We start from the raw sequence: 20,972 nt of genomic DNA on the forward strand, positions 1-20,972 counted from the left end.
GCGTCTGCCAACCTTCTAGGTGCGCTCGGGCTCGCCCCGGCCGATGGGCAGAGCGCCGACCTGACCGCGTCGTCCGGCCTCACGCCCAACGACGCGGCGGCGCTCGACGCCGTCGTGGTGGCCCCCGGGTGCAGCATCCGGGCGGTGCAGGTCGCTCTCGGCATCACCCACCCCGGCACCGTGCGCACCATCGACCGACCTGGCCGCCACCGGGCTCGCGGAGCATCGTCGCCGGCGTCGTCAACCTACGCGCTGCTGTTCTGGCTCTATCTCACCGCACTCACGAGAATGCCGGTGGCACGCGCGGGCTCAGCACCGTTTGGCCTTCGGGAACAGCTCACACACCTGGTCCGTCGGCATCAGCGCCCACCGGCCCTGGTCAGATTTGCTGTAGAAGGAGCGGAAGTCACGGACTTTGCCGGTCACCCGGAACGGGCCATCCGGCCCGTTGATCACGAGTTGCTCGGACCGTTCGTCAGCCAGGACGGTGACCAGGAGGTCGAACTCGTAGTACGCCTGCCCGGCCTCGACCTCCAGGCTCAGCGTGACCCGCTCGTCCTTCTTCAGGTCGATCTGCTTGCGGCCGAAGTACCGGACGTCCGGCTCCTTCCTGGTGGTGAAACGGGGGGCGGCCGCGTCGAGGTCCGCCCGGATTTCGACCGTGGAGACCTCCCCGCCGAAGTTCGCGCCCAGATACGCCCCCGCCGACCTGGGCTCACGCGCCAGCACGCGCGGTTTCACGTCGATGATGCGCACGCCGGCGCGCCGCCCCGTCAGGACCACCGTGATGATCGTCCCTCCGATCGGCGCGGCCTTGTGGCGGGTCAGCAGCGCCTGCCGTTCGGCGGGCGTGACATGGCCGCCCAGCAGGACTCTGCGCCCGTCCGGGTCGGTCACCGGCATTCTCAGCGCGAGGGGCACATCACCGGTCTCCACGCTCACGTGGCCGATCGTGACCGGCGCGGCGCCGCTGATCCGATCGACCACGTCCGTGCCCGCGGCGTTGTACCAGGAGGTGAACACCACTCCTATGCCCGCCACGAGCACCGCGCTGACGATTCCGGCCACCCACGTGCGCGCCGGTGTCCACCCGCCGGTCTCGGACCGCTCCCGCGCCTCGGGCGCGCCATCGCTCCCGTCTCGCCCGTTGCCCATGGTGCGATCTCCTTCTCCGGGAAGGGGAAATACGCGAACAGGCTCCGCCGTACAGCGTGGATCTTGACGGTACACCGGCCAGGCCGGCACGGACAGTCCGCGAGCCAGGACCCACTGGCTCTGACGCGATTCCTTGGGCTGGGTGTTCCTGACGCTGGGCGTGGTCACGACCCTGTTACGCTTCCCCGCGCTCCGCACCGCTGAGCCGTCGCCGGAGGTCAGCGCGTCGCGTGCAGGTTGCCGTTGTGGCTGCCGATGTACACCATGCCGCCCGCCACGACCGGTGCCGTGCCGAAGGCGTCGCCGGATTCCAGTGTCCACCGGCGGGTGCCGGTCGCGGTGGCGACGGCGTGCAACGTGCCGTCCCCTGCCTGGACGTACATGGTGCCGGCGGCCGGCACGGGGAAGTCGGCCAGCCATCCCGGCCCGCCGCTGAGGGGGTAGGTCCAGCGGAGCTTGCCGGTGGCGGTGTCCACGGCGTCCACTCTGACCCCGCTGTGCGTCAGGTACGCGACGCCGCCGGCGACGGCCAGGGTGGTCGTCGCCTCGCCGGCGGTGCCGACCTCGAACGTGCGCCGCACCCTGCCCGTGGTCGCGTCGAGCCTGTGCAGCGCTCCCCCGCCGCCGGCGTAGACGTCGCCACCGGACACCACCAGGCCGGCGAAGCTCGGGGTGGCGACCCGGAAACGCCAGGCGAGCCTGCCGGTGATCCGGTCCAGCGCGTAGAGCCGGCCGTCCGCGAGGGCGACGTAGACGGTGCCGCCGGAAACGGTGACACGGGCCGCTCCCTCCTTCGCGTCCACGGGGAAGCGCCAGCGGCGGGTCCCCGACCGGGCGTCCAGCGCCACGACGCCGGCACTGCCCGTGACGTAGACCAGCTCGCCCGCCACGTGCGGGGTGAGGCCCTGGATGGGGTCACCGGTCTCGGCCTTCCACCGGGTACGGCCCGCCGCCTCGTCGAGCGCGATGACCCGCCCGTCGGCGGTCCAGGCGTAGACGGTGCCGCGACCGGCCGCGAGACCGCTCGCTTGCGCGATCTCACGGCTCCACCGCGTCCGCCCCGAGGAGCCGGACAGCGCGTGGACCCGGCCGGGGAGGGTGGCGGCGTACACGGTGCCACCCGCCGGGATCGGCCCCGCCGTGACGAATCCCCCCATCCCGCGGCTCCAGCGCAGGGTGCCGGAGGCCGCGTCCAGCACGTGCACCTCAGCGTGGGTGCTCGCGTACACGCGGCCGTCCGCCACCAGCAGCGCACCGATCGGCTCGTCGGCGGGGAAGACCCAGCCCGCCCGCGGCGCGGGCTCGGCGACGGTCGCAGCCGGCTCGTAGCGGGCCAGCAGCGCCCGCTGCAGCACCGGGGTGAGCGACCGCAGGACCCTGCGCGAGCTGGACCGCAGCAGGACCAGGGCCGGGCCCGCGGTGACGATGGACTCGCTGACGCTGCCGCCGGGCAGGGGGATCGACTGCGTCAGCGCATGGCTGGTCTCGGTGACCGGGTCGTACCTGCCCGTCTCCTTGATGCGGCCGACGAGGGCCTCGAACACCTCCCTCGCGGCCCCCGGAGTGGCGAACATCCACGCGACCGAGACGGACACCTCCGCACCCACGTCGCCGGCCGGGATCCAGTCGCAACCGGCGGGCTTCGGCGTGAGCGCTCCGTTCACCGTCCGCCGCACGGGTCCGGGGAGGTAGCCGCCGAGCCCCGCCGACGCCACGTCCAGAAGCGCGCACGCGTCCGGCCAGCGTGACAGGGGCAGCCCGCCGGGCCGTCCGCGGACCAGCTCGTAGGCGACGATCGCACCGATCTCGTCGTGCACAAAGGCCATGTCCTCGGTGGCGCCGACCAGGCGGGGTATGGCGGCGGGCGTGGCGATCGGCAGTGCGAGGACGCGGCCCGTGGCGGTCTCCAGCGAGATCAGGAACTTGGGCGTCGGCCGGATGCCGTCGAGCGCGTCGGCGCTCGCGCCGGTCACCTCCGGGTAGGACCCCACCAGAAGGGGGCGGCTCCACCGCTCCCGCCCCGTGAGGGGAGGTCCGCTGAGCGCCGCCCGCGCCCCGGACAGCAATCTGCCGTCCGGAGCGACGAACGACTGCGCGCCCCGGACGGTGACGGCCAGATGGCCGTCGTCGCCCGCGGTCACCCCGGACGACGGGTGGTCCGCCGGTCCGGCGGGCACCGGCAGGGGACGCCTCCACGCGGGGCGCAGGGTCCGCGGGTCCAGTGAGACGAGCTCGATGCGATCCCGGCATTCGGTGAGCAACGCCACCGATCGGCCGGCGGCGGCGCCGTACGAGACGCAGCCGTGCGAGCGGCGCGTCCGCGCGGTGACCTCGCCCGTGCGGAGGCCGAAGGAGGTGATCGTGGACGGCGCGGCCGGCCGGTCGAGGATCGTGACGGCGCCCTCGCTCACCATGATGCCGCCCTCGGCGGTGACCGTCCTCCGCCACAACAGGCGGCCGCCCGCCAGGTCGTAGGCCGCCAGCCCGCGCTCGGCCGCATCGGGCGCGCGCCTCGCCACGACGACCGTCTCGCCCGCGAGCCAGGCCGCCGTGGCGGGTACGGCTTCCGCCGCGATGGTGTAGCGGCGCCGGCCGGTCCGCGAGTCGTGCACGTCCACCGCGCCCCGCCCCGTCACGACGGCCAGCCCGCCCTCCGCGACGCCGTAGCGCGGTTCCGGAGGGCCCGGCGGCTCCTCCCCGACCGGCAGGGACCACGCCGTCCGCCAGGCGACCGGCCCCGGCAGCGGAGGCGCGGTGTCACCGGCGAGGACCGTGCAGGCCGCCACGAGCACCGCGCCGACGATGCCGGGCGCCCGGGCACGGGTTCTGCGCGCAGGCGCGTCTTGATCCATGCCCATGGTGCGATCTCCCCGGTTGGAAGGACGCCTCAGTTCGAGGATCTTGATGACCGAAGGTACACCGCGGCCACGCCGCCGGGCAGGTTTCCGGCGTACCTCAGGCGCCGGCGCCGCCGTCCACCGGCACGATCGCGCCGGTCACCATCGAGGCCCGGTCGCTGAGCAGCCACGCGGCCGCCTCGGCGACCTCACCGGGCTCGGCCATCCGGCCGAGCGGGATCGAGGCCGTCATCTGCTCGGCGATGCCGGGGACCGCCGCCTCCCACGCGGCGATCATCTCCGTGGCGGTGCCGCCGGGGGTGATGCCGTTCACCCGGATGCCGTCACGGGCCCAGCTCACCGCGGCGGTCTCGGTGATGCTGTTGAGCGCACGCTTCATGGCGCCGTAGGCGGGCAGGGCGGGGTTCGCGCGGCGGCTGCCGATGCTCGAGGTGTTGACGATCGCCCCGCCGCCGGTACGCCGCATGAGGGCGGCCTCGGCGGTCATGGCGGTCCAGTGCGCCCGGAAGTTCACCGTGAACTGCTCCTCGACGTCCTCCTCGCTCGTGGTGTCGAGCGGGCCGGGCTGCTGGCCCGCCCCGCCGTTGTTGAACGCGCCGTCGAGCCGTCCGTGCAGCTCCTCGACCCGGCCGAGGGCCGCGCGGATGCTCGCGCGGTCGGCCAGGTCCAGGGTGACGGCGTCGGCGACGCCGCCGTCCGCGCGGATCTCGGCGACGATCCGCCGCAGGGCGCCGGTGCCACGGGCGGCGAGGACGACGGCGGCCCCCTCGCGGGCGAAGAGCCGGGCCGCGGCCGCCCCGATGCCGCGGCTGGCGCCGGTGATGAACACCACCTTGCCGGTCAGCAGGCCGATGGGTGCGTGGTCGATGTCGCTCGTCATGCCGGCAGTGTCTGTCCGGCCGGCGGGCGGGAGGCAGGCACGGGGAGTACCAGGATCCGCCGCCGCACCACGTGCACACTGGGGAGATGGACAAACGGGAACTCGGGGCGTTCCTCCGCAGCCGTCGCGAGCGGCTCCGGCCGCAGGACGCCGGCCTGCCCTCGGGCCCGCGACGCCGGACACCGGGGCTGCGCCGCGAGGAGGTGGCGGTCCTCGCGCACATCTCCACGGAGTACTACGTCCGGCTCGAGCAGGGCCGGGCGCCGCGGCCGTCGGCCGAGGTCCTCGCCGGGATCGCCGGGGCACTGCGGCTCACCGGCGCCGAGTCCGATCATCTCCACCTCCTGGCGGGCACCGCGCCGAGCCGTACCGGACTGCATCGGCGCGACGTCCGGCCGAGCATCCTCGCGCTCCTCGATCGGCTGCCGCAGACGGCCGCCTTCGTCATGTCGGCCGCGTTCGAGGTGCTCGCGTGGAACGACCTCGCGGCCGCGCTCATGCGGGACTTCGCCGGGCTCTCCGCCGAAGAGCGCAATCTCGCGCGCTGGGCGTTCCTCGCGGCTGACGCCGATGCGGGGCCGTACGGCGTCTCCGATGCCGCGGAGTTCCGGCTCCACGTCGTCATGGAGCTCCGGTCCGCCCTCGCGCGCTATCCGGCCGACCCCGCGGTGGCCGGGCTCGTCGCCGAGCTCCGCGACGCCAGCCCCGACTTCGCCCGGCTCTGGGAACGGCACGACGTGCAGGCCGCGCCGGCGCTCACCAAGACGTTCCGTCATCCGGTCGCCGGGGAGATCACCGTCGACTGCGACTCGCTCGCGCTCACGGACCGCGACCAGCACCTGGTGCTCTACAGCGCGCCGCAGGGATCCCGCGACGCCGACGCCCTGGCTCTTCTGAATGTCCTGGGAACCACCCAGATAATCGGTTAGATATGCATATATGGGTATTTAATGCATATAAAGCGCATCCTGCATGATTAAGGAGCGTTGGGAGATGAACGACAAGCACTGGACCGTGGAGATCGACCTGTCCGAGCAGGGCGACCTCACCACCGCACACGCCATGCTCGCCGCCCCGGGCAGCGCGCCCATGCACGGGTACGGCGAAGCCCACCGCAATCCGGTCGACCCGCCCGCCGCCCGCATCGGCGACGAGATCGCGGTCGCCCGCGCACTGACGGCCCTGACCGACAAGCTGCACGGGGCCGCCTCCACGGACGTCGAGCACAACGTCGGGCAGATGTCCGCCAGGTGAGGGAGGAGCATGAGGCCGCATGACACGAAAGGGCCGGTCGGGCGCACGCAACCCGCCGGCCCTTCTCAAGCGGTCACCCGCGGCGCCTCCGGCCCCGAGCTCCCCCGAATGGGCTAGCCCCTTTCGCCCTCTTGCGGGATCCCGTACGGCGGCGCCCGCCGGACACTCCTGGCATGTCCATCAGGAGAAACGTCTTCGCGGCGCTGGCCCTGCTGACGGCCTGCGGGAACACCGGCACGACGGCCGGCAGGCCGGGCACGCCGCAGGAAGCCATGGCGGTCATGCGCGAGCTCGCCACGTGCCTGCGCGCCAACGGCCTGCCGCGGTTCCCCCACCCGGTGCTCGACCAGACGGGCGAACCGGGCTTCCCCAGCGGCGCCCCCGCGCCGCCGCAGGACGCGCTCGACGCGTGCGCGTCCGTCATCGACCGGTTGCCCGCGCAGGGGCAGCGTGTGCGCGTGCCGAGCCGGGAGGAGATGGCGTCCTGGCGCCGCTTCGCGGAGTGCATGCGCGGCAACGGGCTGCCGGCCTGGCCCGACCCCAACCCGGACGGCACGTTTTCCCTGCCCGCGGAGCTGCTGGACAAGCGGGCCTTCATGCGCCAGACGGGCACGTGCAACCAGCACAACCCCGACCCGGGCAAGGGGCTGAAGGTGCTCGGCCCGGACGACAGGAACGGCCGTGGGTAGGGCACGCGGCATGGTCGCGGCCGGGGTGGTCCTCGCCGCGACGGCCTGCGCCGTACGGCAGAGCCCGGCACGGCCCGCCCCGCCCGGCGTCGAGACCACGCCGGTCACCCGCACCGACGTCGCCCAGCGCGAACGGGTCACCGGCACGCTGGGCTTCGCGGGCCGCCACACCGTGTCCGTGGCGGGAGAAGGCGGCGTGGTCACCTCGCTGCCGGTGCCCGGCGCCACCCTGACGCGCGGCGGCACGGTGTACGAGCTGTCCGGCCGCAAGGTCACGCTCATGTACGGCAAGCGCCCCGCCTGGCGCACCCTGGCCCGAGGCGTGCCCGACGGCCTGGACGTCCTCCAGCTCGAACGCAACCTCAAGGCCATGGGCCACGGAGCCGCCCTGACCGTGGACCGCCGCTTCTCCGCGGCGACCTCCTGGGCCGTGCGCCGCTGGCAGGACGCGGCGAACCTGCCCGTCACCGGCCGCGTCGGCCTCGGCCAGGTGGTGTTCCTGCCCGGCCCGGTGCGGGTGGCGGCCCGGCTGGCGGACGTGGGCGCCCCGGCCGGCTACGGGGCCGAGGTGGTGCGCTTCACCGGCACCGCCAGGGTGATCGACGTGAAGCTCCAGCCGGCCGTCGCGCCGCGGATCAGGGCCGGTGACGGGGTCTCGGTCACGCTGCCCGGCGGCGAGCGGGCCGCCGGGCGCGTCACGCGCGTCAGCAGGGTCGCGGTGACCTCGGCGGAGCAGGGCGCGGTGATCCCGGTGACGATCATGCTCACGGGCGGGACGCCGCCCAGGGGCCTCGACCAGGCTCAGGTCCAGGTCGCGATCACCTCACGGCTGCACAGGAACGTGCTGGCCGTGCCGATCCCGTCGCTCGTGGCCCGTCCGGGCGGCGCCTACGACGTCGTGGCCCCGGGCCGCGGGAACATCCCGGTCACGATCGGGCTGTTCGACGAGACCGCCGGACTGGTGGAGGTGAGCGGGCCCGGCCTGGCCGAGGGCATGGCCGTGGAGGTGCCGCCGCGATGAACGTCATCGAGTTGCGCGACGTGCGCAAGTCCTATCCGCTGGCCGAGGCGGTGCGCGGGGTGAGCCTGACGATCGGCGAGGGCGAGATGGTGGCCGTCACCGGCCCGTCGGGATCGGGCAAGTCGACGCTCCTGCACCTGATGGCCGCCCTGGACCGGCCCACCTCGGGGTCGGTCGTCATCGCCGGGCACGCCGTCGAGCGCCTTCCGCCCGCCCGGCTCGCGGCGCTGCGCGCGCACGGCATCGGCATGGTGTTCCAGCAGTTCTTCCTGCTCGACGCGCTGAACGTGCTGGACAACGTGGCAACCGGCCTGCTCTACCGCGGCATCCCGGCCCGGCGCCGGCGCCGGGCCGCGCGGGCGGCCCTGGAGAACGTGGGGCTGGGTCACCGCCTCAAGCACCGGGCCGGCACGTTGTCCGGCGGCGAACGCCAGCGTGCGGCCATCGCCCGTGCCCTGGCCGGCGAGCCGGTGATCCTCCTGGCCGACGAGCCGACCGGCAACCTCGACTCCGCCAACGGCCGCCAGATCGTCGGCCTCCTGCGGCGGCTCAACACCGAGGGCACGACCATCGTGATCATCACGCACGACCACGACGTCGCCGCCTCCTGCCACCGCCGGGTGGAACTGCGCGACGGGCAGGTGGCCGGCCATGCCCCTTGAGCTCGCACCGTCGCGGCTGCGTCCCGCCGACCTGCTGCCCACGGCCACGCTCGGGCTGCGCGCCCGCCGGACGCGGGCGCTGCTGTCGGCGCTCGGCGTCGCGATCGGCATCGCCGCCGTCGTGGGCGTGCTGGGCATCACCCAGTCCGGCCAGTCCGCGCTGCTGGCCCAGATCGACCAGCTCGGCACGAACCTGCTCACCGTCGGCAGCACCCGGAGCCGGGTCAGCGGCCAGGAGGCGGTACTTCCGGTCACGGCGGCCGCGATGGCGCGCAGGGTGCGCGGCGTCACCGGGGTGACGGCGACCGCCCAGCTGCCCGGCGCGCACGTCTACCGCAGCGACCTCATCCCGCCGGGGCGGACGGGCGGCCTCGCCGTACGCGCGGTGGACGGGACTCTGCTCGCCACGCTGTCCGGCGCGGTGCGGACGGGACGCTTCCTCGACGCGGGCGCCGCCCGGCTGCCGGTCACCGTGCTCGGCGCGGAGGCGGCGGCCACGCTCGGCGTCTCCCGTCTGGACGCCGGCACGCGGGTGTGGCTGGGCGGGCACTGGTTCGCCGTCGTAGGCGTGCTCGAGCCGTTCCCGATGGCCGCGGAGCTCGACCGCTCCGCCCTGGTCGGCTTCGGCGCCGCCGCCGCCCTGCTCGGCCACGACGGGCACCCGACGCGCCTGTACGTCACGGCCCGGCAGGACCTGGTGCGGGAGGCCGCCGGGACGCTCGCCCTGGCGGCCAGCCCGGTCGATCCGGACCAGGCCGAGGTCAGCCGCCCCTCCGACGCGCTGACCGCGCGCGTGGCCGTGGCCGGCGCGTCGGCCGGGCTCTTCCTGGGGCTGAGCGCGATCGCGCTGCTCGTGGCCGGGATCGGCATCGCCAACGTCATGGTCATCTCCGTCCTGGAGCGCAGAGCGGAGATCGGGCTCAGGATGGCGCTGGGCGCCACCCGGGCGCACATCGGCGTACAGTTCCTGGCCGAGTCGCTGGTGCTGTCGCTGGCCGGCGGCCTGGCCGGAGTCGCGCTGGGCGTGGCCGCCACGGTCGTGACGGCCGCCGTCCGCGGGTGGAGCGTGCTGGTGCCCGGCTCCGCGGTGTGGGGCGGCCTGGCCGTCGCCGTCGCCGTGGGCGCGCTGGCCGGGCTGTATCCGGCGGTGCGGGCCACGCGCATGTCGCCGACGGAGGCGTTGCGGCTAGTCGTCTAGGGCGCCGTCGAGCGGGACCAGGCCGCACCGCAGCGCGAAGATCGCGGCCTGGGTGCGGTCGGTCAGGTGCAGTTTGGCCAGGATGCTGGAGACGTGGCTTTTGATCGTCTCCTCGCTCAGCGTGAGCATCCTGGCCAGTTCCCTGTTGGAGCGGCCCTTGGCGATGCCGACGAGCACGTCCCGCTCGCGCGGCGAGAGCGCCTCCAGCGGGTCGCGCGGCCTGGTGTTCCTGATCTCGGCCATGAGCAGCCCCGCGACGTCCGGCTCCAGCATCGGCTCGCCGCCGGCCGCGGCGCGCACGGCCGCCACCACCTTCTCCATCGGCACGGTCTTGGTCAGGAAGCTCACCGCGCCTTCCCGGATGGCCTCAACGATCTTCCCGTCGGTGTCGTAGGACGACAGCACGATCACCGCCGGGCCGCTCCCCCGCAGTTCCCTGAGTACGGCCAGGCCGTCCACGCCGGGCATCGCCAGGTCGAGCAGGACCACGTCCGGCCGCAGCCGCCCGATCATCTCCAGCGCCGCGGTCCCGTTCCCGCACTCCCCGGCCACTTCCATGTCCTCCTGCAGTTCCAGGACGAACCGCAGCCCCTGGCGCACCACCTCGTGGTCGTCCACGACGAGCACCCGGATCATCGCTCGTCCGCCGCGAGGGTCACCCGCACCCGTGTGCCCCCGCCGTCGGCGGCGCCCCACTCGATCCGCCCGCCCAGTTCCGCCACCCGCTCGCGCATGAGCGTGATCCCCATCCCGTGCCTCCGGGCCTCGCCCGGCCCGCGCCCGTCGTCGGACAGCTCCAGCACGACTCCGCCCTCCTCCTCGGCCAGCCGCAGGACGGCGGCCGTGGCCCCGGCGTGCCGGGCGATGTTGCCCAGCGCCTCCTGCGCCACCCGCAGCAGCGCGTGCTCGGCCACGCGGGCCAGCCGTACCTCGTCCACCGCGACGTTCACCCGCAGCCCCAGCCGCTCCTCGTAGACCCGCGCGAGCTCCCGCAGCGCGGACGCCAGCCCCGCGTCCTCCAGCGCCACCGGCCGCAGCTCCAGCAGCAGCGCGCGCATCTCCCGCATCGCGTGCGCGGCGGTCCTGGAGATCGCCTCCGCGCGCGGCCTGAGCCGCCCGTCGTCCGCCATGGCGGTGGCGAGCCCGTCGGCCAGCAACCCGATGGAGAACAGATCCTGCGACACGGAGTCGTGCAGCTCGCGGGCGATGCGGGCGCGCTCGGCCCGCCTGGTGTCCCGTTTCTCCTCCTGTACGGCGGCGCCGAGCCGTACGGCCATGACGTTGAGCGCCTCCTCGAGCTCACCCAGCTCGTCCCCCGGCCGGACCGGGGCCCTGGCGCCGAAGTCGCCGCCCGCCACCGCGGCGGTCACGCTCGACAGGCGGCGCACCCTGGCGATCAGCCCGCGGGTGCTCAGCAGGCCGAACACCACCCCGGCCGGCACGGCCAGCAGGAGCACGACGGCGCCGGGGCCCAGGAGGGGCGCTTGCCCGGCGAGGATCTCCCAGGTGGAGCCCGTCGCGGGCACCTGCACGTAGAGGCCGCCCACCAGCTCGATCGACTCGCCCCCGGCCGCCTGGATCGGGCTGACCGCCCAGGCGGGGCCGTGGCCGTCCAGTGTGGCGGGCAGTTCCGCCCGGAGCCTGGAGCCCGGGGGCGCGGCGGCGGGCGCGGACCCGGCCACGACCTTGCCGCTCCGGTCCAGGAGCACGACCGTCGCCGCCGTGGCGCCTTCGGGGCCGGCTGCGCGGAAGCCGCTCACGGCGAGCTGGGCGAGCAGCCGGCCGCGGCCGAGATCCGGCTGACGGGCGCGAATCTCGGTGGCGACCAGGCTGAAGGTCTTGGCGCCGGCCACCGCCTGGAGCCTGGCCCGCGTGGCCTGGTCGCGCCCGGACAGCAGGGACGGCAGCAGCGTGCCGAACACGATCGCCTCGACGACGAGCACGGCCGCGGCCGACACCAGGACATAGGACAACGCCATGCGCGAGCGCAGGCCGGTCATCCGCACGGGCCGAGCATAGGCCGGGGCGCGGGGCCGTGGCATCCCGCGATGTGGTGAAGAAGGCGTCCCCCCTTGGTGGCGGCTCTCGGGCGGGCGCGCGGGATGTGTACTCTTCCGTATGGCAGAAAAGCCAGCCTTCTTGGAGCTCCATACATGTCGATGCAACGCCCGGCCAACGGCGTCCAGTCGCTGGAAAGGGCCTTCGCGCTGCTCGAACTCATGGCGGAAGCCGGTGGCGAGATCCAGCTGAGCCGCCTGTCGGCGCAGTCGGGCCTTCCGCTGCCGACCATCCATCGGCTGATCAAGACCCTCACCGCCACCGGGTACGTCCGCCAGTTGCCCTCGCGCGGCTACGCCCTCGGGCCGAAGCTGATCAGGCTCGGCGAGAGCGCCGCCCATCTGATCGCCACCTGGGCCCGCCCCATCCTGGCCGACCTGGTCGAGGCCGTCGGCGAGACCGCCAACATGGCCGTGATGGACGCCGATCGGGCGGTGTACGTGGCGCAGGTGCCCTCCTCGCATTCGGTGCGCATGTTCACCGAGGTCGGGCGGCGGGTCTATCTGCACAGCACCGGCGTCGGCAAGGCGCTGCTGGCCCAGTTGCCGCCGGAGCAGGCGCTGTCGATCGCCGAGCGCGCCGGGCTGCCCGCCATGACGCCCCACACGATCACCGATCCCGAGCTGCTCCTGGAGGAGCTGGCGCGGATCAGGGAACGCGGCTACTGCGTCGACGACGCCGAGCAGGAGGAGGGCGTGCGGTGCCTGGCCGTGCCCGTCACCGGCGCGCCCACCCTGTCGGCGATCTCGGTGTCGGGGCCGGAGGGCCGGATCGGCGCGCACGCGGTCGAGTACATCGTCACGCATCTGCAGACCGCCGCCTCCCGGCTGCTGGCCGAGATCTCCTGACCCGCGCCACCACAGAGTGAAGGGTCGGCAGAAAGCCCATTGCATAGGAAGGTTTCCTATTTAATACTGCGATCAACGCAGCTCAGAGCCCCCTGGAGGTTGTAATGCCCCGTCGCGTGCTCGCCCTCACCACGGCCGCGCTGGCTTGTGCCGGCGCCCTGGCCTTCACCGCCGCCCCCGCGCAGGCGGCGACCCTCGAGATCGTCTACAGCCCGCTCTCCCTCGGCGAATACTGCGCAGCCAAGGTCAACCCGAGCTCCACCGTCGGCTTCTACAACGGCAGCCTGAACTGCTACCGCTGGGCGACCCCCAACCTCATCAACGTCGGCAGCGGCAGCCCCTCGGCCGCGTGCAAGTACTTCAACCCGACCTACGTCTACGCCGGCTACGCCCAGGGCGGCAGCCAGGCGCTCATCTGCAAGTACACGGTCTGACACCGGGCCGCCCTTTCGAGCGCGGCGAAAGGGCGGCCCCACCCCGTTGGGCGCTCGTGAGCAACCGCTGGGCGCATCACCTGCCGGGCGGCCGGCCCGGGCCCCCAACCCCTCCGTACAGGTGCCTGTGGAGCCGGTCCAGCGGAAAGGGGCAGCACATGACCGAACTGCGCACCTTTGACGTGCCGGAGGCCGTGACCGGGAGCCGCTCGGACGTGACGCTCGGCCGTACCATGGTCGAGACCTGGCGAACCGACGGCGTCTTCCAGGTCACCGCGACGACCGCGCAGCAGGAGGCGGCCCTGGCCGCGTTCGAGGCGAGCTGGGCGTTCTTCGCGCTCCCCCGCGAGGTCAAGTCCCGCTTCGTCAGCGACCTGACCTACAGCGGATACGCGGCCTCGGACGAGGAGGCCGGCGGCGAGACGGACTGCTGCGAGAGCTTCACGATCTTCCCCGACGTGCCCGTGTGCGACCTGCGGGTCCACGCGCGCTGGCCCGGCCACGGGCCGGTGCCCTGGCCGGGTTCGATCTACCGGCGGCGCATGACGGCGTTCACGGCCGGGCTGGGCGCGCTCGGCGACCAGGTGCTGCGCCTGGTCGCGCTCGGGCTCCAGATGGACGCGCCCGGCCGCCTGACCGGCCTCACCACGCACGGCTGGCACCAGCTCCGGGCCGTGCGCTTCCCCCCGCGGATCGGGCGCGGGACCCGCGGGATCGGCGCCCACACCGACTACGGGCTGCTGGTGATCACCACGCAGGACGAGGTCGGCGGCATGTACGTGCGGCCGCCGGTCGACGGGGAGAAGCGGCCGCGGAACTGGCTGCCCGGTGAGAGCACCGACGGGATGTACGCCGGCGAGGAGCCGTGGGTCTACGTGCGGCCGCGGCCCCGGACGTTCACCGTCCATCCCGGCGACCTCCTGCAACTCCTCACCGGCGGGCTGCTGCCGGCGACGCCGAACCGGGCCGACCTGGCCGACGCGGAACGCCATGCCATGACCTATTTCCACGAGCCCGGATTCGGCAGCCTCCTGGAGGATCCGTACGGGGGCGAGCCGCTCCACTACGGGACGCATGTCACCAACGTGCTCATGCGCCGCCATCCGGATCGGCCGGCCACCCGCCGGATCCTGCGGGAGGGCCGGCTGACCGCGTTGCGCCTGCCCTGCCTGAGGTGACGAGAGGGCCCGGGGGTGCGGCTCCCGGGCCCTCTCCAGCTCCCTGAACGTGACGCCTAGACGCGGCTCCAGAGCGCGGGCACGTTGGGCGGCGTCCAGCCGGGCTGCGAGGTGTGCCCCACCCTGGCCCGGTAGCAGACGCCCTCGAAGTTCACCATGGCGCCGGTCGGGTAGCTCACGCCGGACTGCCACGCGGGACACCCCGAGGTGACGGTCATGGTGGGCGTGGGAGTCGGGGTGGGCGTGACCGTCGGGGTCGGGGTCGGGGTGACGGTCGGGGTGACGGTCGGGGTGACGGTGGGCGTGGCCGTCGGGGTGGGACCGCCGGTGCAGGCGCCCAGGTCACGCCAGACGTCGTTGGTGCCCGGCTGGTTGCCCTGGGTCCACCACTTGGCCTCCCACGTGCGGCCGTTGTAGGAGACGCGGTTGCCGCCGTTGTACACCTTGCCGGACTCCCAGGCCGGGTCGGTGCAGGTGCCGCCGGTCGGGGTGACCGTCGGCGTCGGCGACGGGGTGACGGTGGCGCCGCCCCTGGCCAGGTCCTGGGCCACGCCGTACGTCTTGCCGCCGAACGTCACGGTGAAGTTGTCCGGGCCGGGGGCGGGCAGGTAGTAGACGTAGTCCATGGTCACCGAGGCGCCGGGGGCCAGTGTCTGCCAGGTGGGCAGCTTGACCGAGACGCGGTGGTAGTCGCCCTTCAGGCCGCCGATGTTGTTCGCGCCGGTGTGCTCGCTGCCGATCACCCGCAGGCCGAAGCCGGACTGGTCCTTGGCGTTGGGCGGCGAGGAGGTCGAGTAGTCCCACTGGAACTCGGTGCCGCCGGGCAGTGTGAAGGCCGACCGGTTGGTGATCTTGAGCTTGGGGCTGATCGGGTAGTTGCTGTCCCCGACGGGGAACTGCTCGGCCGCGAACGTCACGTCGATCTTCTCGGCGGGGATCGCGGTCTTCGCCCTGGTCGCGGTGTACGGCGCCGCCGTCTTGAGCGTGTCGTCGACCAGCGTGGTCAGCGTGTCGCCCATGGTGTACTCGGTGCCGTTCCACTTGTAGTCGCCGGCCAGCTCCCAGATCATGATGCCGCCGAGGCCCTTGTCGCGGACGTACTCGGCCTTGGTCTTGAGCGACTGCTCGTCCTCGGTGGACAGGAACACCTTCTTGGCGTTGTTCCACAGCCAGGGCGCGACGAGGGTGGAGTCGTAGGCGCGGGTGTAGGTGCCGGTGATGCCCTCGGTGACGCCGTAGCTGGCCAGGTAGGAGCCGGGGATGCCGCGCTCGAGGTTCTTGGCGTGCCACATCGGGTTCGAGCCGGCGCCGACCTCGCGGCCGTTCTCCTTGTCGTGCCAGAGGTTGTCGATGCCGGTCGCGCCGTCGCCGCAGGTGGTCAGGCCGGTCGGGCAGGTGGTGCCGACCGACTTGCCCCAGAGGCCGTTCGTGCCGCCGGTGACGTTCTTCCAGCCGCGGGTGTAGTACGGCACGCCGATGTTGATCCGGCCGGGTGCGAGGCTGCCGCGGTAGTAGTGGGAGGCCCAGTCGGTGTTGAGGTAGCCGATGCCGCCGTACTGCGCGGTGGTGTAGACGCCCCACTTGGCCAGTTCGGCGTCCTTGCCGTCGTCGTAGAGGGCGGCGTTGGGGCCGACGAACTCGTTCCAGGCGCCGTGCAGGTCGTAGGACATGATGTTGAGGAAGTCCAGGTACTTCGCGACCTGGAAGGTCTCCATGCCGCGCAACAGGTAGCCGGAGGCGGGCACGGCCGCGGTCAGCTGGTAGTACTTCCCGTCGGCCGCCGAGGCCCGGTCGAGCCGGTCGCGCAGGGTCTTCATCAGCGCCGCGTAGCCCTGCACGAGCTTGCCGCGCCGGGCGTTGGCCACCTGCCAGTCCAGCGGGTTGCCGGCGTCCTTCATCGAGGTGGGGTACTCATAGTCGACATCGACCCCGTTGAAGCCATATTTCCGGATGAAGGCGACGGCGGAGTCGGCGAACGTGTCGATCGCCGCCTGACTGTCGGTCATGGTGTAGAAGCCGCCCGAGTTCACCCGCGTGCCGGCGGCGTTGAAGTACCCGCCGGTCTCCGCCCAGCCGCCCACGCTGATCAGCGTCTTGACGTGCGGGTTGGCCTTCTTCAGCGTGTTCAGCGCGTTGAAGTGCCCCTTGTACGGCAGCGCCGGGTCCATTCCCGGCAGCTCCATCCCGGTCGAGGGGTTGTCCGCCGAGTCGGCGCCCACCGAGATCTTGTTGTCGGCGCCCACGTGGGCGAAGGCGTAGTTGATGTGGGTGATCTTCGACCAGGGGATGTTCTGGGCGAGGTAGGCGGGCTGGCCGTTCCCGCCGTGCCGCCAGCTGGTGAAGTAGCCGATCACGCGGCGCGAGTGGCCCGCGCCGATCGTCTCGCGGCCCTGGTCGTCATAGGCGGTGCAGTACGGCACGGCCACGCCGGGCGTTTGGTGGAGGCCGTCGGGCCGGCAGGTTTCGTGGTCCACGGCCGCGGCGGCGTTGGTGCCGGCTAAGGTCGCCGCGGCGACGGCCACCGCGGCCGCGACCGCGGCCAGGGACAGACGCGCTTGCTTGGGCATGGTTCGCCATCCTGGGGGGTGATGGGCGCACGTATGCGCTCTTGTGCGCGAAGGTAAGGGCTCCCACCAGGCAAGTCAACGTTATCTTTTAGTAAAGTTTCCAAATAGTTTAGTGGCCCGGCGGATGGGTCACGCGCTCAGCCGGTGACACAGCCACTCCAGCGCCAGCGGGTAGCGGTACTCGATCGCCGCGTGGGTGGCGTCGAACAGCTCGAAGCGCGTCCGCTCGGCCGGCACCCCGGCCGCCAGCACCGCCTCGTGGAAGGCGGTGGCGCCGAGGTCCAGGTAGTACTCGTCCCGGGTGCCGGCGTCGATCCAGATCGCGCGCATGGACCGCAGCGCCTCGCCGTACCCGGGCTCGCGGGCCATGCGCACCGGGTCCCTGGCCAGCCAGCGGTCCCAGACCTCCGGGACCAGTTCCCCGTTGCCGTCGAACGGCAGGCGTACCGTGCCGTCGTCGTCGGCCGAGTACGCCGCGGCGTAGCCGTACGCCTCCATCAGAAGGCCGTCCTCCGGCCCGGTCATGGCGACGCGGCCGCGGAAGTCGGCGAGGAAGGCCGCGTAGGAGCCGCCGTACAGGTCGCGCAGCGCGCGGGCCGCGCGCGGGAACTCCGGCAGGTAGGCGGCCTCGAACAACGCGTCCCCCGCGTGCGTGGCCAGGGCGCCGAACACGTCGGGCCGGAGCATCGGGGTGATCATGGCGCCGTAGCCGCCGCTGGACTTGCCGGTGATCGCCCGCATGTCCCGCTCGGGGATCGTCCGGTAGCGGGCGTCGACCCAGGCCACGACCTCCTCGCACAGGTACGTGTGGTAGCGGCCGGTCCCCGGCGAGTCGAGGAACTGGCTGCCGCCGTAAGCGGTCCAGGCGTCCACGTAGACGACGATCGCCGCGGGCGCCCGCCGGGCGGCGAAGACCTCGTCGGCCAGTTCCGGGAAGGGGCGGCGGAACGGGGTCCGGTTGTCCCACATCGCCAGGTGGCCGGTGTAGCCCTGGATGACGTACACCGCCGGGTAGCGCCCGGCCGGCTCCTCGTCGTAGCCGGGCGGGACGTAGACCCAGAGGGGGCGTTCGTGCGGATCGCCCAGCGGGTTGCCGCGGAGCACGCGGCTGTCGATGACGTGACGGTCGAGGCGGCCGGCGAGATCGGCGGACCAGGGCAGCACGGCTTCTCCTTCTCAGGACCGGCGGATTCAGTAAAACGATCTTATGCGGGCGTGTGGCCTTCTCCCGGCGGGCGAGTTGGCATAGTTTCGCGGGCATCCGATCACTCCTAGGAGGGACATGATCGTGCGCTGCCTGCGGCGTGCCGTGACGGCCGCCGTGCTGACGCTAGCCCTCGCCGTACCTCTCGCCACCCCGGTCTCCGCGACCGGAAACGCGCCCGGAGCGCCGGGGATCGGCGACCCGTACTTCCCGGACTACGGCAACGGCGGTTACGACGCCAGACACTACTCACTCCGGCTGAACTACCAGCCGGGCACCGATCGCCTCGACGGCAAGGCGAGCATCGTGGCGGTCGCCACCCAGCGGTTGAATCGTTTCAACCTGGACTTCCTGCTGGACGTCAAGGAGATCAGGGTGAACGGCCGTCCGGCCGCCTTCGCCAAGAGCGGCGCCCACGAGCTGGAGGTCACTCCGGCCATGCCCCTGCTCAAGGGGACGCCGTTCACCGTGCAGGTGACCTACGGCGGCAACCCGGGTTCCATCCAGGTGCCGGGGATCGTCACGCCGTGGATCAAGCGGGCCGACGGGGCGCTGGCCCTGGGCGAGCCCGAGATCGCCTGGTGGTGGTACCCGAGCAACGACCACCCGGCCGACAAGGCGACCTTCGACATCTCCGTCACCGTGCCCGACGGCACCGAGGCGGTCAGCAACGGCATCCTGGCCGGTCAGCGGAGCTCGCAGGGCAGGACCACCTACCACTGGGTGATGGACAAGCCGATGGCCACCTATCTGGCCACGCTGTACGTCGGGGACCTGGAGGTGCGCAAGGGGCGTTCCCCCTCCGGGCTGCCCGTCTACACCGCCTACGGCAAGGATCTCGGGCCCCGGGAACAGGCGGCCAAGGACAGCGTCGAGCGCACGCCGGAGATCGTCGGCTGGCTGGCGAGCGTGTTCGGGCGCTACCCGTTCTCCTCGATGGGCGGTTCGGTCATCAACGAGAACGTGGGCTTCGCGCTGGAGACCCAGGCGCAGCCGGTGTACGACTCGGTCTTCTTCGAGGCCGGTCCCGACGTGGGCGTGGTCGTGCACGAGAACGCCCACCAGTGGTTCGGCGACAGCGTCGCGCTCAAGCGGTGGAGCGACATCTGGCTGAACGAGGGCTTCGCGACCTACGCCGAGCTCCTGTGGTCGGAGAAGGAGGGCACCGGCACGGCGGCCGAGCTCGCCAACGCCTGGTACGACCAGATTCCGCCGGCGAGCGCGTTCTGGCAGGTGAAGGTGAGCGACCCGGGCCCGGCGAACCTGTTCAACGGGGCGATCTACCTCAGGGGCGCCATGGCCCTGCAGGCGCTGCGCAGCGAGGTCGGCGACCGGGACTTCTTCACCATCCTGCGCACCTGGGCCCGGATCAACCGGCAGGGCAACGCCACCATCCCCGAGTTCGTCTCCCTGGCGGAGAAGATCTCCGGCGAGCAGCTGGACACGGTCTTCTCCACCTGGCTCGACACCGTCGGCAAACCGGCGGCCAAGCCCGCTCCGACGGCCGCGGCCGCGGCGACGGCGGCACCGCCCGCCGCCTTCGCGGCCAACCGGCGCATGCACGAGATCATGCACGGCCCGATCCGCTGACCGTCGCCGCCGTGGGGTCCCGGTGCGGGGCCCCACGGCTTCTTGCGTTCCGGCCGATGTACGACCAGCGCTTACCCGGCAGACCACGGTATGACACCGGAGTTCGTCCGGCAGGGGGACGGAAGCGGGCAGGCTCGCTGCGAGGCTCGTGACCATGAGGAAAGCACTCCCGGCCACGGCGCTCTGCCTGGCCGCGATCACCCTTCCGGCCCCGGCCGCGCAAGCCCTGGCCGCGCAGGCCGAGATCACCCGCGCCCCGGCCGGCGCCCAGACGCTCACCCTGCCCGCGCCCACCGGGCCTCACCCGGTCGGGACCGTCTCGCTGCACCTGGTGGACCGTTCCCGGCCCGACCCCTGGGTGGCCGGCCGGCCGTACCGGGAGCTGATGGTGAGCCTCTGGTACCCGGCGAAGAAGGCGCAGGGCCGGGTGGCGCCGCACATGAGCCCGGGGGCGGCGGCCGACTTCGACAAGACGCTCGCGCCGGCGATGTTCGGCACCAAGCCGGGCGCGGTGGACTGGGCCGCGACCAGGACCCATGCCCGCCAGGACGCGCCGATGCGCGGCACCCCGCCGGTCGTGGTGTTCTCGCCCGGCTTCTCCTCGCCGCGCTCGGTCGGCACCGTGCTGGTGGAGGACCTGGCCAGCCGCGGCTACCTGGTGGTGGCCGTCGACCACACCTACGAGGCGGCGCAGGTGGAGTTCCCCGGCGGGCGGGTGGAGCGCACCCGGCTGGCCGAGCCGACGCCCGAGGACATGGCCAAGGCGGTGAAGGTGCGCGTGGCCGACACCCGGTTCGTCCTCGACCAGCTCGCCCGGCGTGGCGTGGATCTGTCCAGGGTCGGCATGTTCGGCCACTCGATGGGCGGTTCGGCGGCCGCCGAGGTGGTGCACGACGACCGGCGGGTGGACGCGGGACTCAACCTCGACGGCGGGCATCGCGGCCCGGTGGCGGGCACCGGCGTGGCCAAGCCGTTCGCGCAGGCGGCCAACGAGACGCACACCCGGGACAGCGACGCGAGCTGGAAGTCGTTCTGGGAGCGTTCGACCGGCTGGAAGCGGGAGCTGCGCTTCACCGGCTCGCAGCACTACTCCTTCACCGACGCGCAGACGCTCGGCCCGCAGATCGACGGCATCCCCGAGCAGCGGCTGCGCGCCCTGATCGGCGCCATCGAGCCGGCCGAGTCGATCGCGGCGCAGCGGGCCTACGTGGCGGCGTTCTTCGACCGGTGGCTGAAGGGACGGCCGACCACGCTGTTCGACCGCCCCAGCAGCCGCTTCCCCGCAGTCAAGATCATCCCGTGAAGCCGGGGTACGGCTGTGGCCGGGCGACCCAGCCGCAGCCGTACTCCGTCACCGTCAGACGTCCGGCGGGGGA

19 protein-coding genes are annotated in these 20,972 nt (G+C 72.9%); 11 read left to right on the forward strand and 8 right to left on the reverse strand.

Going from position 1 to position 20,972, the window contains the following annotated elements; all coding sequences use genetic code 11:
- Positions 1-15 precede the first annotated feature (15 nt).
- The 4 genes from FVE25_RS12385 to FVE25_RS12400 all read right to left on the reverse strand — a co-directional run bounded on the left by FVE25_RS12385 (position 16) and on the right by FVE25_RS12400 (position 4,893).
- Positions 16-171: a hypothetical protein gene (locus tag FVE25_RS12385; RefSeq protein WP_157246683.1), complete on the reverse strand. Its 156-nt coding sequence runs from the start codon at positions 169-171 to the stop codon at positions 16-18.
- Between the two features lie 138 nt (positions 172-309).
- Positions 310-1,155 (reverse strand): hypothetical protein, encoded by an 846-nt coding sequence (locus FVE25_RS12390; protein ID WP_157246684.1) that lies wholly within the window; start codon positions 1,153-1,155, stop codon positions 310-312.
- 218 nt (positions 1,156-1,373) lie between these two features.
- The gene (locus FVE25_RS12395) at positions 1,374-4,013 is read right to left on the reverse strand and encodes an outer membrane protein assembly factor BamB family protein (protein WP_157246685.1); all 2,640 of its coding nucleotides are present in this window, start codon (positions 4,011-4,013) and stop codon (positions 1,374-1,376) included.
- Between the two features lie 97 nt (positions 4,014-4,110).
- Complete coding sequence (locus FVE25_RS12400) at positions 4,111-4,893, reverse strand: SDR family NAD(P)-dependent oxidoreductase (protein WP_157246686.1); 783 nt, start codon at positions 4,891-4,893, stop codon at positions 4,111-4,113.
- Between the two features lie 86 nt (positions 4,894-4,979).
- Between FVE25_RS12400 and FVE25_RS12405 the strand changes: the two genes are divergently transcribed.
- From FVE25_RS12405 to FVE25_RS12430, 6 genes are all read left to right on the forward strand, one after another.
- The gene (locus tag FVE25_RS12405; protein WP_157246687.1) at positions 4,980-5,822 is read left to right on the forward strand and encodes a helix-turn-helix transcriptional regulator; all 843 of its coding nucleotides are present in this window, start codon (positions 4,980-4,982) and stop codon (positions 5,820-5,822) included.
- Between the two features lie 64 nt (positions 5,823-5,886).
- Positions 5,887-6,147, forward strand: a complete 261-nt coding sequence (locus tag FVE25_RS12410; protein ID WP_157246688.1) for a dsRBD fold-containing protein — start codon at positions 5,887-5,889, stop codon at positions 6,145-6,147.
- A gap of 173 nt (positions 6,148-6,320) precedes the next feature.
- The gene (locus FVE25_RS12415; RefSeq protein ID WP_157246689.1) at positions 6,321-6,836 is read left to right on the forward strand and encodes a hypothetical protein; all 516 of its coding nucleotides are present in this window, start codon (positions 6,321-6,323) and stop codon (positions 6,834-6,836) included.
- Positions 6,829-7,857, forward strand: a complete 1,029-nt coding sequence (locus FVE25_RS12420; RefSeq protein WP_157246690.1) for a peptidoglycan-binding domain-containing protein — start codon at positions 6,829-6,831, stop codon at positions 7,855-7,857. The genes FVE25_RS12415 and FVE25_RS12420 overlap by 8 nt, the downstream gene beginning before the upstream one ends.
- Positions 7,854-8,519: an ABC transporter ATP-binding protein gene (locus FVE25_RS12425; protein ID WP_157246691.1), complete on the forward strand. Its 666-nt coding sequence runs from the start codon at positions 7,854-7,856 to the stop codon at positions 8,517-8,519. The genes FVE25_RS12420 and FVE25_RS12425 overlap by 4 nt, the downstream gene beginning before the upstream one ends.
- Entirely contained in the window at positions 8,509-9,717 is a 1,209-nt protein-coding gene (locus FVE25_RS12430) for an ABC transporter permease (RefSeq protein WP_157246692.1), read from the forward strand. Before FVE25_RS12425 ends, FVE25_RS12430 begins: the two co-directional genes overlap by 11 nt.
- Here the strand turns inward: FVE25_RS12430 and FVE25_RS12435 are convergent.
- Together FVE25_RS12435 and FVE25_RS12440 are read right to left on the reverse strand one after the other, a co-directional pair.
- Positions 9,706-10,353, reverse strand: coding sequence for a response regulator (locus FVE25_RS12435; RefSeq protein ID WP_157246693.1), 648 nt, complete (start codon positions 10,351-10,353; stop codon positions 9,706-9,708). The two genes, FVE25_RS12430 and FVE25_RS12435, sit on opposite strands and share 12 nt — an antisense overlap.
- Positions 10,350-11,717 (reverse strand): sensor histidine kinase, encoded by a 1,368-nt coding sequence (locus FVE25_RS12440; RefSeq protein WP_246267062.1) that lies wholly within the window; start codon positions 11,715-11,717, stop codon positions 10,350-10,352. The genes FVE25_RS12435 and FVE25_RS12440 overlap by 4 nt, the downstream gene beginning before the upstream one ends.
- 153 nt (positions 11,718-11,870) lie before the next feature.
- Between FVE25_RS12440 and FVE25_RS12445 the strand changes: the two genes are divergently transcribed.
- The 3 genes from FVE25_RS12445 (at position 11,871) to FVE25_RS12455 (ending at position 14,235) form a co-directional block, all read left to right on the forward strand.
- Complete coding sequence (locus FVE25_RS12445; RefSeq protein WP_157246695.1) at positions 11,871-12,623, forward strand: IclR family transcriptional regulator; 753 nt, start codon at positions 11,871-11,873, stop codon at positions 12,621-12,623.
- A gap of 104 nt (positions 12,624-12,727) precedes the next feature.
- A complete protein-coding gene (locus FVE25_RS12450; RefSeq protein WP_157246696.1) occupies positions 12,728-13,057 on the forward strand; it encodes a hypothetical protein in 330 nt (109 codons plus the stop codon).
- Between the two features lie 158 nt (positions 13,058-13,215).
- A complete protein-coding gene (locus FVE25_RS12455) occupies positions 13,216-14,235 on the forward strand; it encodes a 2-oxoglutarate and iron-dependent oxygenase domain-containing protein (RefSeq protein WP_157246697.1) in 1,020 nt (339 codons plus the stop codon).
- A gap of 56 nt (positions 14,236-14,291) precedes the next feature.
- Here FVE25_RS12455 and FVE25_RS12460 read toward each other — a convergent pair whose 3' ends face one another.
- Together FVE25_RS12460 and FVE25_RS12465 are read right to left on the reverse strand one after the other, a co-directional pair.
- Positions 14,292-16,802 carry a chitinase C-terminal domain-containing protein gene (locus tag FVE25_RS12460; protein WP_157246698.1) on the reverse strand — a complete coding sequence of 837 codons (2,511 nt, stop codon included), beginning with the start codon at positions 16,800-16,802 and terminating at the stop codon, positions 14,292-14,294.
- Positions 16,803-16,931: 129 nt separating this feature from the next.
- Positions 16,932-17,966 (reverse strand): alpha/beta hydrolase, encoded by a 1,035-nt coding sequence (locus tag FVE25_RS12465; RefSeq protein WP_157246699.1) that lies wholly within the window; start codon positions 17,964-17,966, stop codon positions 16,932-16,934.
- A 118-nt stretch (positions 17,967-18,084) separates the two neighbouring features.
- Between FVE25_RS12465 and FVE25_RS12470 the strand changes: the two genes are divergently transcribed.
- Positions 18,085-19,596 (forward strand): M1 family metallopeptidase, encoded by a 1,512-nt coding sequence (locus FVE25_RS12470; RefSeq protein WP_157246700.1) that lies wholly within the window; start codon positions 18,085-18,087, stop codon positions 19,594-19,596.
- Between the two features lie 154 nt (positions 19,597-19,750).
- Positions 19,751-20,899 (forward strand): alpha/beta hydrolase family protein, encoded by a 1,149-nt coding sequence (locus FVE25_RS12475; protein ID WP_181019554.1) that lies wholly within the window; start codon positions 19,751-19,753, stop codon positions 20,897-20,899.
- Positions 20,900-20,972: the final 73 nt, after the last annotated feature.

The organism is Nonomuraea typhae (assembly GCF_009760925.1).
Lineage (GTDB): Bacteria > Actinomycetota > Actinomycetes > Streptosporangiales > Streptosporangiaceae > Nonomuraea > Nonomuraea typhae.